The organism is Sinomicrobium weinanense, assembly GCF_018863395.1.
In the GTDB taxonomy this organism is placed as follows: domain Bacteria; phylum Bacteroidota; class Bacteroidia; order Flavobacteriales; family Flavobacteriaceae; genus Sinomicrobium; species Sinomicrobium weinanense.
This window is the reverse complement of the sequence record NZ_JAHKRR010000009.1, coordinates 122282-138557: the sequence shown is the minus strand read 5'-3', so window position 1 is coordinate 138557 and position 16276 is coordinate 122282. Positions and strand designations below refer to the sequence as shown.

Annotated in this window: 16 protein-coding genes; 8 read left to right on the top strand and 8 right to left on the bottom strand. The window is 45.6% G+C overall.

Translation table 11 applies throughout. The annotated features are described in order from the left end of the window. Positions 1 to 54 precede the first annotated feature (54 nt). Together KN811_RS18745 and KN811_RS18740 are read right to left on the bottom strand one after the other, a co-directional pair. Positions 55 to 525: an Lrp/AsnC ligand binding domain-containing protein gene (locus KN811_RS18745; protein WP_187966573.1), complete on the bottom strand. Its 471-nt coding sequence runs from the start codon at positions 523 to 525 to the stop codon at positions 55 to 57. Positions 526 to 790: 265 nt separating this feature from the next. After that, positions 791 to 2161, bottom strand: a complete 1371-nt coding sequence (locus tag KN811_RS18740; RefSeq protein ID WP_187966572.1) for a saccharopine dehydrogenase family protein — start codon at positions 2159 to 2161, stop codon at positions 791 to 793. A gap of 313 nt (positions 2162 to 2474) precedes the next feature. Between KN811_RS18740 and KN811_RS18735 the strand changes: the two genes are divergently transcribed. Further along, positions 2475 to 2864 carry a DUF423 domain-containing protein gene (locus KN811_RS18735; protein WP_187966571.1) on the top strand — a complete coding sequence of 130 codons (390 nt, stop codon included), beginning with the start codon at positions 2475 to 2477 and terminating at the stop codon, positions 2862 to 2864. A 75-nt stretch (positions 2865 to 2939) separates the two neighbouring features. Then, positions 2940 to 4535, top strand: a complete 1596-nt coding sequence (pckA, locus tag KN811_RS18730; RefSeq protein WP_187966570.1) for a phosphoenolpyruvate carboxykinase (ATP) — start codon at positions 2940 to 2942, stop codon at positions 4533 to 4535. A 119-nt stretch (positions 4536 to 4654) separates the two neighbouring features. On the opposite strand, the gene KN811_RS18725 is transcribed toward pckA, so the two are convergent. The 3 genes from KN811_RS18725 to KN811_RS18715 form a co-directional block, all read right to left on the bottom strand. Further along, positions 4655 to 5401 carry a uroporphyrinogen-III synthase gene (locus KN811_RS18725; RefSeq protein WP_187966569.1) on the bottom strand — a complete coding sequence of 249 codons (747 nt, stop codon included), beginning with the start codon at positions 5399 to 5401 and terminating at the stop codon, positions 4655 to 4657. Positions 5402 to 5423: 22 nt separating this feature from the next. Next, the gene (locus KN811_RS18720) at positions 5424 to 6077 is read right to left on the bottom strand and encodes a DUF4271 domain-containing protein (RefSeq protein ID WP_187966568.1); all 654 of its coding nucleotides are present in this window, start codon (positions 6075 to 6077) and stop codon (positions 5424 to 5426) included. A 169-nt stretch (positions 6078 to 6246) separates the two neighbouring features. Next, positions 6247 to 7941: an ArnT family glycosyltransferase gene (locus tag KN811_RS18715; RefSeq protein WP_187967040.1), complete on the bottom strand. Its 1695-nt coding sequence runs from the start codon at positions 7939 to 7941 to the stop codon at positions 6247 to 6249. A 151-nt stretch (positions 7942 to 8092) separates the two neighbouring features. Between KN811_RS18715 and KN811_RS18710 the strand changes: the two genes are divergently transcribed. From KN811_RS18710 to KN811_RS18700, 3 genes are all read left to right on the top strand, one after another. Next, positions 8093 to 8827 (top strand): polyprenol monophosphomannose synthase, encoded by a 735-nt coding sequence (locus KN811_RS18710; RefSeq protein ID WP_187967039.1) that lies wholly within the window; start codon positions 8093 to 8095, stop codon positions 8825 to 8827. 164 nt (positions 8828 to 8991) lie between these two features. After that, complete coding sequence (locus KN811_RS18705; RefSeq protein ID WP_187967038.1) at positions 8992 to 10323, top strand: dihydroorotase; 1332 nt, start codon at positions 8992 to 8994, stop codon at positions 10321 to 10323. Between the two features lie 10 nt (positions 10324 to 10333). Next, on the top strand, positions 10334 to 10744 hold the full coding sequence (locus KN811_RS18700) for a DUF4296 domain-containing protein (RefSeq protein WP_187967037.1): 411 nt from the start codon (positions 10334 to 10336) through the stop codon (positions 10742 to 10744). 165 nt (positions 10745 to 10909) lie between these two features. On the opposite strand, the gene KN811_RS18695 is transcribed toward KN811_RS18700, so the two are convergent. Then, positions 10910 to 11380, bottom strand: coding sequence for a copper resistance protein NlpE (locus KN811_RS18695; RefSeq protein ID WP_187967036.1), 471 nt, complete (start codon positions 11378 to 11380; stop codon positions 10910 to 10912). Positions 11381 to 11560: 180 nt separating this feature from the next. After that, positions 11561 to 13132, bottom strand: coding sequence for an L-piperidine-6-carboxylate dehydrogenase (gene amaB / locus KN811_RS18690; protein ID WP_187967035.1), 1572 nt, complete (start codon positions 13130 to 13132; stop codon positions 11561 to 11563). Positions 13133 to 13320: 188 nt separating this feature from the next. Here amaB and KN811_RS18685 point away from each other — a divergent pair, with 188 nt between their 5' ends. Then, positions 13321 to 13539, top strand: coding sequence for a hypothetical protein (locus KN811_RS18685; RefSeq protein WP_187967034.1), 219 nt, complete (start codon positions 13321 to 13323; stop codon positions 13537 to 13539). Here KN811_RS18685 and KN811_RS18680 read toward each other — a convergent pair whose 3' ends face one another. Next, positions 13540 to 14073, bottom strand: a complete 534-nt coding sequence (locus KN811_RS18680; RefSeq protein ID WP_187967033.1) for a 3-hydroxyanthranilate 3,4-dioxygenase — start codon at positions 14071 to 14073, stop codon at positions 13540 to 13542. Positions 14074 to 14511: 438 nt separating this feature from the next. On the opposite strand from KN811_RS18680, the gene KN811_RS18675 reads away from it, so the two are divergent. After that, positions 14512 to 15591 (top strand): isoaspartyl peptidase/L-asparaginase family protein, encoded by a 1080-nt coding sequence (locus tag KN811_RS18675; protein WP_187967032.1) that lies wholly within the window; start codon positions 14512 to 14514, stop codon positions 15589 to 15591. Positions 15592 to 15638: 47 nt separating this feature from the next. Further along, positions 15639 to 16208, top strand: a complete 570-nt coding sequence (locus KN811_RS18670) for an isochorismatase family protein (RefSeq protein ID WP_187967031.1) — start codon at positions 15639 to 15641, stop codon at positions 16206 to 16208. The last annotated feature ends 68 nt before the right edge of the window (positions 16209 to 16276 follow it).

The window sequence follows — 16276 nt, the reverse complement described above, 5'->3', positions numbered from 1 at the left end:
AAAACATATAAACCTGCAACTTGTAACCTATAACTTCCACCCCATATACCTCTACTACAACTGTATCTGCCTGTCTATTTGCTGGTTCAAGGAGATAAAAGTTTCTGTTCGCGAAACTCCTTCTATGGTCTGTACTTTCTGGTTGAGCAGGTACATGAGGTGCTCATTGTCCTTGCAGAGCATCTTAATGAGTATACTCCAGTTTCCGGTGGTATAGTGACATTCCAGGACTTCCGGTATTTCTTTGAGCTGATTTACCGCCTCCGGGTTCCGCATGGCCTTGTCCAGGTAGATGCCTATAAAGGCCATGGTAGAATAGCCCAGTACTTTGGGGTTTAACATAAATTTTGAGCCCGCTATAAGCCCGGATTCCTCCAGTTTTCGCAGCCGTTGGTGGATTGCCGCTCCCGAGATCCCGACCTTACGTGCGATCTCCAGTATCGGTTTGCGCGCATCACTCATCAGGGATCGCAGAATTTCCTTGTCTATCCCGTCAATCTCTACCACTTCGTTGATTATCTTCATAGCACTGATATTAAATTGCAATTAAATATACAACATTTGCAACATATTTGTGCATTATACGGACATTAAATTAACAATTTATAAATAAACAACGGTTTTCGTTTTATTCTGCAAAGGTTATGAATAAGTCTGAACACCCCCCTGTTTCCCCCCTCAAGGGGGAACTGAAAGTCTCCTTAAAAAGCAATAAGGCTCCCCTCTTGAGGGGGAAAACAGGGGGGTGTAGAACGTAACGAAGTACCCAAAAATCATCGGCACTACCCTATCACCCCGCAACATTATGAGGGTTATAACCCAAATAAGGCCCTTCTTTTTCCCGGAAGATCACGCCTTGTTCTTCCAGTTCTTTGAGTATGGGAGTATAGACTTCCCGGCGTATCGGTATCTGCACACCAGGTGTATTGATCTTTCCGTCCAGGATCTGAAGTGCCGCCATAGCCACCGGAAGCCCCACGGTTTTAGCCATTGCGGTAAGTTTACGGTCTTCGCCTATGACCACCATACTGGCATCGATCTGTGACTTTTTCCCGTCAATTTCATAACCGAACTTGTGATACATCACTATCATGTCTTTGTCATCTTCTTTCAGGCTCCAGCTTTCTTCCAGGATCTTCTGAAGTACCTGTGCCGGGGTAGCGTTCTTCAGCCCGACTTTCTTTTCCCGGCTGAACAGCTCCAGTTCTTCGAGTTTGTTCCACATAATATCGTCCTGGTCGATCTTCAGGTTGTGCCGCATCTTCAGTTCTACCGAATCGGTCGGCGAATACGGTAAAAACGCATTTACGTAATCGCGATAACTCATGTTCTCGGAATTTTCCATGACATAGCTGTCATCTGTCAAACCGAGCTGAACAAACATGTTCCACGCCCTTGAAAATCCCACTCTCCGCATCGTACCCCTGTATAGGGTCAAGGCATCCTCAAGTCCGTAGGCTTCCCTGTATTTCAGCGAATCCCGGTTGGCATAAGCCTCGAATTTGCCGTAATCTTCTATGTTGAGGAATTCAGTACGGCGAAATAATTTGTTATAGGGAATGTATTTATACGTTCCTTCCTGGACGAATTTTGCAGCGCCCCCCTGTCCGGCTACGACCACATTCCTCGGGTTCCAGGTAAATTTATAGTTCCACAGGTTATCATCGCTCTCCGGGGCCACCAAACCACCGCAAAACGATTCGAAGAGCAGCATTTTCCCTCCTTTATCCCGTATACGGTCAATGACCTGCATGGCGCTCATATGGTCTATCCCGGGGTCCAGGCCTATTTCGTTCATAAACACCAGGCCTTTTTTCTTCACCTCCTCGTCCAGTGCCTGCATTTCCGCACTTACATAGGAGGCCGTTACCATGTGTTTTCCGTAAGCAAGGCAATCCTTCGCCACTTCCACATGCATCCTTGCCGGGAGCATGGAGATGACCAGGTCCGCATTCTGAACGGCAGCTTCCCGTTGTCCGCGGTCAAAAATATCCAGGCGGATCCCTTTTATATTATCATACGTCCGTTCCAGTTCACTAATACTACTTTCATTGATGTCCCCAACGGTGATCTGTATATCTTTGGATGCTGCTTTTTCCGATAAATATTGAGTAAGGTAAGAAGTAGATTTTCCCACTCCGATGATCAAGATGTTTTTCATAACACTTTTCTAATGTACTTTTGTATTGGTTAAGACTTCAGTTATTGTATTTTTATAACACGAATGTAGTAAAATGTTATATTTATAAAAAATTATACCCGGGTAAGTTCTCCCATTTTTTGATATTTGCACAAGGCAGGCCGCTTTTCCTGTCATAAACCAATACTATGAAACCAACATGATTAAAATAATCTTTAAAGCACAAACACGCATAATTGTTTTAATCGTCGAATCTTCCCAACAGTTGGATGGAGGTTCCATCCCTCAATGCTTCGGGACAGGTCGTAACCGTTGAAAAAACAATAAAAAAAACATGAAAAAAACCATCTTTTGTACTGCTGCACTTTTCGGATTTCTGGCCGTCGTCCTGGGGGCTTTCGGTGCCCACGCGCTAAAGGAGGCCATAGGCAAAGAAGCTATCGGCACCTTTGAAACCGGCGTAAAATACCAGATGTACCACGCCCTGCTCCTGCTCTTTATCGGAAACCTGGCCGTACTGCCGGAAAAATCTAAAAAAATACTCTTCTGGCTGATAAGCGTAGGGATCATCCTTTTTTCGGGATCCATTTATGCCCTGGCTACCAACAACCTTTCTTCTTTTGATTTCAGAACCATAGGCATCGTTACCCCCATTGGCGGAACACTTCTTATCGTTGCCTGGGCTGTATTGTTTTATAACTTTTTGAGGGTCAAAACCAAATAAATATAACACTAAAACGATTTCGTTAGGATTAATTTTTACTTTTGTACTGTAAAAACACACACTAACTATTTCGTAATGATTAACAACACACTCAACACGAAAACGATTTCGATAGAGACCTACGGAATCGAAAAAGCCAGGGTTTATTACCAGCTTTCTCCGGAAAAGCTGCATGAGATCACCATTAAAAAAGGGCAGGGCAAAACAGCCTCTTCCGGGGCCCTTGCGATAAACACCGGGGAGTTCACCGGGCGATCACCCAAAGACCGTTTTATCGTTAAGGACGATATTACCCGCGACAAGGTATGGTGGGGAGACATCAACATTCCGTTCGATGCGGACAAGTTTGATAAGCTCTACCAAAAAGTAGTGAAACACCTGTCCGGAAAGGAGATCTTTGTCAGGGATTGCTATGCCTGCGCCGATGCCGATTACCGTACCAGCATCCGGGTGATCACCGAATGCCCGTGGAGCAACCTTTTTGCCTACAACATGTTCCTGCGGCCCTCATTGGACGAACTGGAAACCTTCGAAACAGAATGGACGGTGATCAACGCACCGGACTTTTATGCCGATCCGGAAGAAGACGGTACCAGGCAGCACAATTTTGCTATTCTGAACTTTTCCAAAAAAATTGCATTGATCGGTGGCACGGGTTATACGGGAGAGATCAAAAAGGGCATTTTCTCCGCCCTTAACTTTGAACTGCCCGTATTTAAGAACACCCTCCCCATGCACTGCAGTGCCAATGTTGGCAAAGACGACTGCACCGCTATCTTTTTCGGCCTTTCCGGAACCGGCAAAACCACTTTGTCTGCCGACCCGGAACGCAGGCTCATCGGTGATGACGAACACGGCTGGACAGCCGAAAATTCCGTATTCAATTTCGAAGGCGGGTGTTACGCCAAGGTCATTAATCTCTCCGAAGAAAACGAACCAGACATTTACGGGGCCATCAAAAAGGGCGCCCTACTGGAAAACGTTATTCTCAACGACAAGGGAGAAGTGGATTTTGACGACATCAGCATCACACCAAACACACGGGTAAGTTATCCCATTTATCACATTAATAACATTCAGGAACCTTCCATAGGTTACCAGCCCAAAAACATATTTTTCCTCACTGCGGATGCTTTCGGAGTATTACCTCCCATTTCCAGGCTTACCCCCGGACAGGCTGCCTATCATTTTATTTCGGGCTATACGGCCAAGGTGGCCGGTACGGAAGCGGGGATCGATGAGCCCTTGCCTTCGTTTTCGGCCTGTTTCGGCGCACCCTTTATGCCATTACACCCTACGAAATACGCGGAGATGTTAAGCGCCAAAATGAAGGAGGCCAATGTCAATGTCTGGCTGGTCAACACGGGATGGACCGGAGGCCCTTACGGTACAGGATCACGTATGAAACTCAAATATACCAGGGCCATGATCTCTGCCGCACTAAAGGAAGAACTGGATGGTGTTACTTTTGAAAAACACCCGGTATTCGGCCTGGCAGTACCACAAAGCTGCCCCGGCGTACCTTCGGAAGTACTGAATCCCCGTAACACCTGGGCAGACACACAGGCCTATGACAAACAGGCTGCAGTGCTCTCAGAGGCATTCAAAAAGAACTTTTCCAGGTATGAAGCCTCTGCCAACGAAGAGATCCTTAACGGGGCACCTCAATAAGGTTTCCTGCTACAAATACACGAATGCCTTTAAAAAAAAAGAAACCCTGCCATCGGCAGGGTTCTTTTATTATATATAAGTACACAAAAAATATTCGTGTATTCGTGACAAAACAAAAATTACCTCTTATTCGCTTCCGAAATATATTTTTCCAGGGCCATGGTCATGGATGGTGTTTCCGGTGTGGGTGCCTGAATGTCTATACGCAGCCCGGCATCAGTAGCCGCTTTTACGGTGGTATTCCCGAATACCGCTATACGGGTATCGTTTTGCTTAAAATCCGGAAAGTTCTTGAACAACGATTCTATCCCGGACGGGCTGAAGAACACAAGAATATCGTAATATACATCCCTCAGGTCAGACAGGTCGCTGATCACCGTTTTGTAGAGTATAGCTCTTTTCCATTCAATGCCAAGATCGTCCAGGGCCTCCGGTACTGAAGATTTCAGGACATCAGACGAAGGCAATAAGAATTTTTCGTCCTTGTATTTCTTGATCATGGGAACAAGGTCCTGGAATGTCCTTTTACCTACATATATTTTACGCTTGCGGTATACCACATATTTTTGCAGGTAGTAAGCCACAGCTTCGGACTGGCAGAAATATTTCATCGTGTCCGGCACTTTAAAGCGCATTTCTTCCGCAATCCGGAAAAAATGGTCAACAGAATTCCTACTGGTAAGTACAATAGCAGTAAACTTGGTTAAATCAATTTTTTGCTGCCTTACTTCTTTTGCATTAACCCCCTCTACATGGATAAAAGGCCTGAAATCTATTTTTACTTTTTGCTTCTCTACAAGCTGTAAATATGGTGAATTCTCTACTTTAGGTTCCGGCTGGGAAACCAAGATTGTTTTCACTTTCATATTAACCATTTTGTTTAATTCCTCAACTGAAAAATGCCACCCGGGCAATGATCAAATAAGGCGCTATTTCCAGTGCGCAAAGATACAAAATAAAATAAAACAACTTCTTAAAGAGAAATTTTTGATGTTTTTTAAGTATTCGCCCCCATGCAATGAAGTTTAATAAAAGAAATATTGAGATCGTTATAAATAAGACAATCTTCTTCTCCATAGGGTTATAAATAAGTAGGGCCATCAAAGGAAGTAAAACTATGGCTGTCAGGTTCCTGTAGGTCAACTTATGAAAATTATACTGATCGAGAAAAAAGCTCAGGTCGAAAATTGTGGCTACGATCTTCTCCAGGTAAAACTTGAACATCACAAACAGCCCCAGGCCTACAATAACCAGCAACAGGTTGATATTGTCCGGAACAATATCCAGGTATTCCAGACTGTATTCCAGCAACATCCCGAAAACAATAAGCTGAACCACAAAAAGCAGGGTATTGAACTTGTTAATGCTAGGATCCTGCTCCTTTCCGTACAGTTTCAAATATTTATCGGAGACATAGGCCCCGAGAAAACGCTGGAACTTGATCTCATGGGTGATCTTCACAAAGGTGATCAACCCGATACAACCCAGCAGCAAAATGGTCTCTACCGTATGTGTGTTTACTTCTCTGTACAATATTTCCATGACGCCTGTATTGCTATTCGAAGTTCAAAGTTCTGTTTCAGTTTGGTTACACCCCCCCTGCCCCCCCTCAAGGGGGGAGTTCTAACGCCCTTTAAAAAAGATAAGGCTCCCCCCTTGAGGGGGGGCAGGGGGGGTGTCCTCCAACCTTACCTCCGACCTTTTACCACAATTAATCCTCAATGGGTATAATATTTCCCTGAAACCCGGCAGGTAAGTCGTTCTCGGATATGGATACGCGGAACAATTTGGTGTTTGACAGTTTCTGAACACTGTCGAGCCCGGCCCGGAACCATATGGTGCTTTCGGCACTGAGGGCTCTGGTTCCGTCATTATTTCCGGGATATATGTTTATCGTATCCTCTATTTGTTTTTTTTCGTTCAGCAAAAAGCCGTAAAATTTCAGGTTTTCAAAGGCCACTCCTTCGCTATACGGATTTGTGAGTGTAAGGGATATCGAATCCCGGCCCCGGACAATTTTCTCGTCCTCCACCTGGCATATCAGCTTCCGGAAAGAGCTGAAGTCCTCTATGATCTTTCCCTTCCACGGATGCCCTTTTCCCTTGCCGATCCGCATTTGTATGATCGAATCGAAATCTTTCCGGCCCGACATATAAGCCACTTTTTTATGCTGGAGCCTGTATTCAGAACTATCAATATCGAACTGGCTTTGCCGGTAATCTGCACTGTTCAGCGAATACACAGGCACTCTCGTATAAAAAGCATACATACTGGCATTCCGGTAAGAGTTTTCAAAAACCACCGGCAATCCGTCGGTTTTTTTGTAGAGTTCCTGTGTCCATCTCTTGTTTCCGTGGGTTTCATAACTGATAGGCGAAAGCGTTTCACTTACCAGTATCACCCGGGCCATACAGATCACCACCAGCGATATAATACTTGTAATCCGCAGCCACTTGCGGAACTTCTCCCGGTCCAGACTGTAACGGAAAGCGAGCAGGATGAGGGGCAATTCGGTTAACAAGGGCCATTGTGCCTGGGTTTTCCGGTTAAGCGACGAGAGGAAGAAAAAAACAATGATCCCCCATGTGATAAATACCAGTGCCCGGTCAAAAACATGGTTCTTCAGATCGCCAAAACGGGTATACCTGTAAAGAGCCCAGTAGATCAATGGAAAAGAGAACCCCAGCACAACAAGGACATTCAGAATATAATTCAACGTAAACCTGATGCGATAAAAGCTGTTTGCCCTTCCCGACAAATGATATTTCAGAGAGACAAAATCGGTTTCGTAAAGCCAGTAGAGATGCGGTATGTACAACACCAACGAAAGGGCGGCGGCCATCCAGAACCGGTACCGGAACAACAACTTCGGATTAGATAATATAACAAATCCGATAAGCAATATGGCATGGTATTTACTGTACATCATCGCCGCCATACTGAAGGCCAGGATCAGTATTGCAGCCGTATTCTCCTTTTTCAAAAACTGCTTGTATCCGTAAAGGAACAATGCGGCGAAAAAGAGCAGCGGGGTGTCCGGGAGCATAAAAAAACCGTAAACATTAAACAGTGCCACAGATCCCGCTAGCAGGCAGAACAGCCAGGTGTACTTGTATTTCCTCTCGTCGTCGATCAGTTTCCAGAGCAGAAAGATAGTCCCGGAAAAGAGAAATGGTGCAAACAGGCGTACGCCCAGCTCATTGTCAAAAAGAGTGGTTCCCAGGAAAGCAAAAACGGCTACCATAGGCGGATGGTCGAAATATCCCCAACTGAGGTTCCGGGAAAAATACCAATAGTAAGCCTCGTCATATATCAATTGCGTGACCAGGGCCTGGACCAGGTTCACTATGGTCAATGCAACTAAAAAAAGCAGCAATAATCGTCCTTTTTTTTGCGTAATGCTCATACTTCCGGAAAATTTCAAGCAAAAATACTCAATAATGTGTGAGAATAATGCACTATTTTAGCCATAAAACAGTTCGATATTTAAATACCTCAGGGCATAACGATAAAATAACGAAGGAAATTCTATTTTTGTACTCTATTTAAAATTTTTTATGCAAGCGGACGGTCTGGTAATCATTCCTACATACAACGAAATTGAGAATATAGAAGCTATCGTCAGCGAGGTACTTCAATTGAAAAAAAACTTTCACATCCTTATTGTCGACGATAACTCTCCCGATGGCACGGCAGAAAAGGTAAAGGAAATGCAACAGGAATTCCCCGACAGACTGTTTATAGAAGAAAGAAAAGAAAAATCGGGACTGGGAACGGCTTATATCCATGGTTTTAAATGGGCTATACAAAAAGGATATAACTATATTTTTGAAATGGATGCCGATTTTTCACACAATCCGAGAGACCTTGTACGCCTGTACAACGCCTGTGCCCTTCACGGTGCGGACGTGGCTATCGGCTCCAGGTATGTTAAGGGAGTGAACGTGGTGAACTGGCCTATGCAACGCATCCTGCTCTCTTATGGGGCATCTTTTTATGTGAAGTTCATAACAGGTATGCGTATACACGACCCCACAGCGGGCTTTATGTGTTATAAAAGAGAAGTGATAGAGCGTATAGCCCTCGACAATATCCGCTTTGTCGGATATGCATTCCAGATAGAGATGAAGTTTCGCGCCTTTCTCAAAAAGTTCAATATCGTGGAGGTGCCGATCATTTTCAAGGACAGGGAAAAAGGCAGCTCCAAAATGAACGGAAAGATCATTAACGAAGCCGTTTTTGGCGTACTGTCCATGAAATTGCGAAGTTTGTTCAAAAAAGATGGGTTTTAGTTCGGGCTCAACCTCTCTCCAGGAAGGGAATTTAAAGGTAAAAACACCGTAGGGTACAATAATCCTATTAAAAAGATAAACTTTCTCCCCTTGAGGGGAGATGCCACGATTGCTGAGCGCAGTCGAAGTAGAGGGGTGTCCCCCGGAAAAAAATAAACGAAATAATGAGAACGCTGATAAAAAATGCCATTGCGGTCAATGAATTCCGGAAGTTTGAAACTGATGTCCTGATAGAGGACGAGATCATTGTAAAAATAGATAAGGATATCTCTGCCGAAAACTGTACGGTGATCGATGCCAAAGGGAAATATCTCTTTCCCGGGGCCATAGACGACCAGGTACACTTCCGGGAACCCGGGCTTACGCATAAGGCAACCATAGAAACAGAAAGCAGGGCTGCCATAGCCGGAGGGATCACCTCTTTTATAGAAATGCCCAACACCAATCCGCAGACCACTACCATTGAAAAACTCGAAAAAAAATTTGGCATAGCGTCCAAAACCTCCTATGCCAATTATTCCTTTATGTTCGGCGGTACCAACGACAACCTGGAAGAAATACTCCGGGTAGACCCGAAATCCTGCGCCGGGCTAAAACTTTTTCTCGGATCGTCCACAGGCAACATGCTGGTTGACGACGAAAAAGTCCTGGAGAATATCTTTTCCAATACCGGGCTCATTATTTCCGCCCATTGCGAAGACGAAGCCACCATCCGCAACAATCTCGAAAAATACAAGGCCATCTATGGCGATGATATCCCGATAAAATACCATCCGGTCATCCGGAGCGAGGAAGCGTGTTACCTCTCGTCTTCCCGGGCTGTGGCCCTGGCAGAAAAGACCGGGGCAAGGCTTCATGTCTTTCACCTTTCCACGGCAAAGGAGACCGGGCTGTTCCGCAATGATATTCCACTGAAAGACAAAAAAATAACGGCCGAGGTATGTATCCACCACCTTTGGTTCTGTGATGATGACTACGAAAGCAAGGGGACTTTTATCAAGTGGAACCCCGCCGTAAAAACCCCTGCAGACCGCAAAGGATTGTGGCAGGCCCTGCTGGACGACCGTATCGATGTCATTGCCACCGATCACGCCCCGCATGCATTAAAGGAAAAACAAAACAATTACGCCAACGCCCCTTCCGGCGGACCACTGGTGCAACACGCCATGACAGCCATGCTGGAGGCCTGTCACAAGGGAAGGATATCCCTGGAAAAAATGGTGGAAAAAATGTGCCACAACCCTGCTGTATTGTTCCAGATAAAGAAAAGGGGATTCCTGAGAGAAGGATATTTCGCCGATCTCGTCCTGACCGACCTCAACAGCCCGAACACCGTGACCCGGGAAAATGTGCTCTACAAATGCGGATGGTCTCCGTTTGAGGGGACTTCTTTTCAATCGGGAATTACCCATACCTTTGTAAACGGAAACCTGGCGTATAACAACGGAACGTTTCATGAATTGCGCCGTGTAAAGCGGCTGGAGTTCGACCGTTAAAAAAAGAGACATGAAGCTAAAGCATATATTATGGGGCTGTATCTTTCTGCTGGGCATCGTTTCCTGCAAAGACAAAACGGTAGAAAAACCCGATAACCTCATCTCCCAAAAACAGATGACCGACATTCTTCTGGATATTGCCCTGCTGAATGCAGTAAGGGGGGTCAATACTGACAAGATAAACAAGGACGAGATCGTTTCGGAAAAAGCTATTTATCAGAAATACGGCATAGACAGTCTCCGGTTTGTCGAAAGCAATACCTACTACGCTTCCAAACCCACAACTTACGCTTCCATGTACGAGGAAGTTCAAAGCCGGTTGGAGGAGATGAAAGAAGAATTCGAGAAAGCCCGGGAAGATCAAAGAAAATCCGACAGCATACAAAAAGCAAAAACCGCCAAGGGGGAACAGGTGCAATAAAAAGAGGCTGCTTAAAAGTATATTTCCTTTCCGTCATCCTGAACTTGTTTCAGGATCCCATAACGATTGTCTGATCAGTTAAGATGAGACCCCGAAACAAGTTCAGGGTGACGTTTTTACTTTATACTTTTAAGCAGCCTCTTCTAATATTTCTTAATAACCTATTCATTCGGTTTTCTTCAAAATATACATATCGGCCATGTCACCTTCTATTTTATTGCCTTCCTGGTCGAGGAACTGTATAAAACCTTCTCCTACGAAAAATTTCATTACACTTTCGTCTTCCTGTTTCAGGGTAATGGTACTCTCCTCGATATCCCAGGTCCCTTTGTCCGTAAAGGTATTGTCGCCCTCTTTTCCCAGGTATTCACTAATCACCGTAAAAGCATGGTCTTTACCTATGGTTACCGTCGTTTTTATGCCTTCACAGTCCGCACAGGGGATAGTTCCCTCATAAACCCCTTCAAAATCCAGGGAATTAGCCGCATTGTGCATATCGGTCACTTCCTCCGGCTCTTCAGTAGTCTCCTCTATCTTAACTTCTTCCTCCACCTGAGATTTTTCCTTATTCTTACAGGAAGTCCACAGGGTAATGACCCCGAAGGCCACCATAGTACTAAGCACTACTCTTTTCATCTTTTATGAATTTAGGTTATACATATCCTTTTGTCCCTTCCGGGGTCGGGGTAATTCCAGGGCAAACGCACCGTACGGTATAGGGTGATATTTGGTGTTACAGGTTAAAGGTTTTAATTCAGCATGCAACCTGCAACCTGCAACCTGTAACTTTAAATATCGAACATACTTTCCGATATCCTACAGATCGAACTTGATCCCTTGTGCCAGGGGAAGCTCGGTGGTATAATTTATGGTATTGGTCTGTCTTCGCATATACACTTTCCAGGCATCGGAACCGGACTCGCGGCCACCGCCGGTCTCTTTTTCGCCACCGAAGGCTCCTCCGATCTCCGCACCACTGGTACCTATGTTCACATTGGCAATGCCACAGTCCGATCCCTCTGCAGAGAGGAAACGTTCTGCTTCGCGCAGGTTATTGGTCATAATGGCCGAAGACAATCCCTGTTTCACACCATTCTGTAATTGAAGGGCATTGTCCAGGTCGCCGCTGTATTTCAACAGATAAAGTACCGGGGCAAAGGTTTCGTGCTGTACGATCTCAAAATGGTTTTCAGCTTCTGCAATGGCAGGTTTTACATAGCATCCGCTTTCGTAACCTTCTCCTTCCAGCACTCCGCCTTCTACCAGGATCTTTCCGCCTTCTTCCTCCACTTTTTTCAGCGCATTCAGGTAATTTCCAACGGCATCTTTATCGATAAGCGGCCCCACGTGGTTGTTCTCGTCCAGCGGATTGCCGATACGAAGTTGTTTATAGGCATCCACAATGGCGTTCTTCACCTTGTCGTAAACATCTTCGTGAACGATCAGCCTCCGGGTAGAGGTACATCGTTGACCACAGGTACCTACCGCGCCGAATACCGCGCCGATCACCGTGTTTTTGATATTGGCGTCCGGGGTTACGATAATGGCATTATTTCCGCCGAGTTCCAGCAGTGATTTTCCAAGTCGTGCTGCCACGGCCTGTGCCACGATCTTACCCATACGGATGGAACCTGTGGCCGAGATCAGCGGTATACGTTCGTCCTGTGTCATCATTTCCCCCACCTTGTGATCGCCGGTGATGAGGCAGGAGATCCCTTCCGGAAGCCCGTTCTCGGCAAACACCCGGGCTGCGATGTTCTGGCAGGCCACTGAGGTCAACGGGGTCTTTTCTGAACCTTTCCAGATACAGGCATCCCCACAGACCCATGCAATAGCTGTATTCCAGCTCCACACCGCTACCGGGAAGTTAAATGCGGATATGATCCCGACAACTCCCAGCGGATGGTATTGTTCGTACATGCGGTGCCCCGGGCGTTCGGAATGCATGGTAAGCCCGTGCAACTGGCGTGAAAGCCCTACGGCAAAATCACAGATATCTATCATTTCCTGCACTTCGCCAAGACCTTCCTGATAAGATTTTCCCATTTCATAGGACACCAGTTTTCCCAGGGGCTCTTTTAAACGGCGAAGCTCGTCGTTGAATTGCCTGATCACCTCTCCCCGTTGCGGAGCCGGCATGGTCCGCCATTTTTTAAAACCTTCCGTGGCAGCAGTGACCACTTTTTCATAATCTTCCCGGGTTGTAGTACTCACCTTGCCTATCAAAGCACCATCTACCGGAGAATAAGATTCGATCAGTTCGCCACTTCCGAAGCCATCCTTTCCGGTTGAAGTTCCGTTATTTACATCTTTTATTCCCAATTCCTTGAGCGTCCCTGCTATCCCGAGCGAAGTCGAGGGGCCGGAACCTGTTGCTGTTAATGACATTTATAACTTTTTTTGTGTTATTTGTTAAATTTTTTACGAAGTTACAAATAATTATTTTCCAAAAAAGAGGAATACGAAATATCCGGGACATTCGTTTTTATTTGTAACTTTATATTGAACTCGTTTAAACTTTTTCGCTTCAATCAAAAAAGTTTAAACGAGTTCATTGAGGCTAAAATTCCTAAATTATGAAAAAGATCATTGCATTGATCCTGATCCTGGCCGCACTGGTAGCAGGTTACATCGGAATTGACAAACTGGATTCCAGCGAAAGCGGCCTGAAGATCGGCGACCTGGAACTGAAAGCGGAAGACACCTCTTCCAAAAAAACAGCATATATGTATATCGGAGGTGCCCTGATATGTCTTGTTGCCGGAGTAACCCTCGTCAGCCGGAAAGACAAATGATCATCCGGTGAACCTCGGGTCCGCTTCCATTACCGTACCACATTTGTCGCAGGTACGCAGGGATTCGGAATTGTAAAAGGTCTTAAAATGCGGCAGAAAGTCTTTTTCTATATCGTGTAGCTCAAAATAGACTTCATGCAATTTGTGGTTACAGTTGTCACAATACCACAACAACCCGTCGGTAAATCCTTTTCCCGCTCTTTTCCGCTCTATGACCAGGCCTATGGAGCCTTCGCTCCGCACCGGGCAATGCGGCACTTTTGCCGGGTTCAGGTACATATCCCCCTCGTGGAGTTCCATTTCCCTGGACTCCCCTTCTTCCTGAACGATCACTTTAATATTCCCTTCTATCTGGTAAAAGAACTCCTCGGTTTCGTTATAATGATAGTCTTTCCGGGCATTGGGCCCGGCCACTACCATAACGATATAGTCTCCGGAATCTACATACAGGTTCTTGTTCCCTACCGGAGGTTTCAGAAGATCCCTGTGCTCATCGATCCACTGCTGAAGATTAAACGGTTTTTTTATGCTCATACCAATTATTTGTTTTTCTGTTTAAACTCTATTTGGTGGATATCGATAACCGGTGCGGGTTTGTCGGTTCCTGAGCTCTTCGATTTTAGCCTGTCCTGAGTTTATCGAAGGGCTCAGGATAAACTGGAGCCGAGGGATAAAGTTAAGGATTTATCTCTTTTCTGCGGAATTCAGTGCGCCTATTTTTCTTCCCGGCTAAAAATCCCAGTTTTCAGGGATATCATATCGCTCCTTATTGACCTAACTTTGACTTGCGATCCTTTATTACAGGGATCCTGATGTTTTTGCAAGTTTAGATTAGTTAATTCAGTTATCCCGCCAGCCTTCCTGTTCACAAACGGGCAGGCTGGCCGGGATATCCGGGAAGAAAACCTCCATGATTTTAAAAAGGGGCCGGTATTTTTATTAATTTTAATATCCAAAAAACCAGCGATTCCAATGATAAAAAGAATCTTTAGCCTAACAGTCATTTTCTTCCTATTGCTACTTTGTGGTGTCACTTCATGTAAAGACAACCCGGAAACCAAAACCGATATAGCAGAAAAGCCCTCCCAACAGCAGACGGAACCTTTTGCCATAGTCATCCACGGCGGAGCCGGCACCATCCTGCGAAAGAACATGACCCCCGAAGGGGAAGCGGAATACCGGAAAGTCCTGGAAAAGGCCATAAGAACGGGCTATGACATCCTCAAAGACGGTGGGTCCGGCCTGGATGCCGTTCAGAAAACCGTAAACGTTATGGAAGACTCTCCCCTGTTCAATGCCGGAAAAGGAGCGGTTTTTACCCATGACGGCAAAAATGAACTGGACGCTTCCATCATGGATGGCAAAACACTGAATGCGGGGGCTGTGGCCGGGGTTACAACCGTTAAGAACCCCATAACCCTGGCCCGCACGGTCATGGAAAAATCTGAACACGTGATACTGGCCCGTAAGGGTGCCGAATCCTTTGCCGAAGAACAGGGGCTGGAGATCGTGGACCCCTCCTATTTTTATACGGAACCGCGTATGAAAGCCCTTGAGCGGATTAAAGACCGGGAAAAGTCAGAACTCGACCACGATGGCAAAACCGCTTTCTATGATCCCCTGATCAAAGATTCCAAATTCGGTACTGTGGGCTGTGTTGCACTGGATAAAAACGGCAACCTGGCCGCCGCTACCTCCACCGGGGGAATGACCAACAAACGATGGGGGCGCATCGGTGACTCCCCCATTATAGGCGCCGGGACTTATGCCAATAACAGTACCTGTGCCGTATCTTCCACCGGATGGGGTGAATTTTTTATCCGCGGAATGGTGGCTCATGATATTTCGGCACTTATGGAATACAAGGGCCTTTCCCTGCAGGAAGCTGCCCGGGAGGTCATACAGAAAAAACTCCCCGACCTGGGTGGCACCGGAGGAATCATTGCCGTGGACCACCGGGGAAATATGGTCATGGAATTCAATACCGCAGGAATGTACAGGGCCACCATGAATGCCGAAGGGGAGCTTTATGTAGGCATTTATGAACAATAGCGGATTATTAATAACACCCCACTTACAACATCATAGAAATTATATCAATGAAAGATGGAAATGCCCTTTTAATCATCGATATGCAAAAAGGTTCTTTTACTTCCCAAACGCCCCGGTTTGATACGGAAGGAGTTGTTATGAGGATAAATAAGCTCGGTTCGATGTTCAGGGAATTGGCTTTTCCGGTAATTTTCATTCAACACGACGGAACGGGAACCGGACAATTTGAAAAAAACTCAACGGCCTGGGAAAACCTGGACGAGTTAATTGTTGAGCCTGATGATATTTTGGTTGATAAATATGCAAATGATATCTTTTATAGAACCACCCTGCAATCGAAATTAAATGAATTGAATGTTAGTGATCTGTTCATTACCGGTTGTGCAACGGACTTTTGTGTAGAATCTGCAATCCAATCGGCCCTGACAAAGGATTATAACATCACTGTTGTTTCTAACGGACATACAACCGGTGAAAGACCACATTTGAAAGCAGAAAAAGTAATTGAACATTACAATTGGGTCTGGCAAAATATGATCCCTACCAAAGGAAAAATAGAGGTAAAAAGTTTTGAGCAGATAAAAAACGAGAATACAACGTACGCTACCCGCGGTTAGCGGTGAGTGTTTAATTTAATATTTGTGTTTCTAAACCGTCGCCCGCGGCAAGCGGAAAACGGTATGGG